Origin of the sequence: Streptococcus bovimastitidis (assembly GCF_001885095.1) — a bacterium.
Lineage (GTDB): Bacteria > Bacillota > Bacilli > Lactobacillales > Streptococcaceae > Streptococcus > Streptococcus bovimastitidis.
The window spans coordinates 1-385 of record NZ_LZDD01000007.1 but is presented as its reverse complement, the minus strand read 5'-3'; the positions used below and the strand labels follow the sequence as shown (position 1 = coordinate 385).

At 45.5% G+C, this 385-nt stretch carries 1 protein-coding gene; it reads left to right on the top strand.

The features are described 5' to 3' along the window. The coding region (locus A9Q68_RS10525; RefSeq protein ID WP_131814185.1) for an ROK family protein at positions 1-384 on the top strand (384 nt) is incomplete at its 5' end. Between the last annotated feature and the right edge of the window lies 1 nt (position 385).

The following is a 385-nucleotide window of genomic DNA, read 5'->3' as shown; positions in this document are numbered from 1 at the left end:
GAAAATGGTTTTACTGGAGTTTGCCCTTTCCATAAGGGCTGTCTCGAAGGGATGGGCGCAGGACCAAGTTTAGAAGCTAGAACTGGTATTAAAGGAGAGCTTATTCCAATGGATTCACCAGTTTGGGATATTCAGGCCTTCTATATTGCGCAAGCGGCCCTTCAAGCAACCATGCTCTATCGCCCAGAGGTCATTGTATTCGGTGGTGGCGTTATGGCTCAAGCACATATGGTTGATAGAGTTCACTGTCAATTCGTAGAGCTGCTTAACGGCTATCTACCAGTGCCTGATCTTAAATCTTATATTGTTACCCCTGCTATTGAGAATAATGGCTCCGCAACACTTGGTAACTTTGCCTTAGCCAAAGCTGCCGCTGAAAACTAAA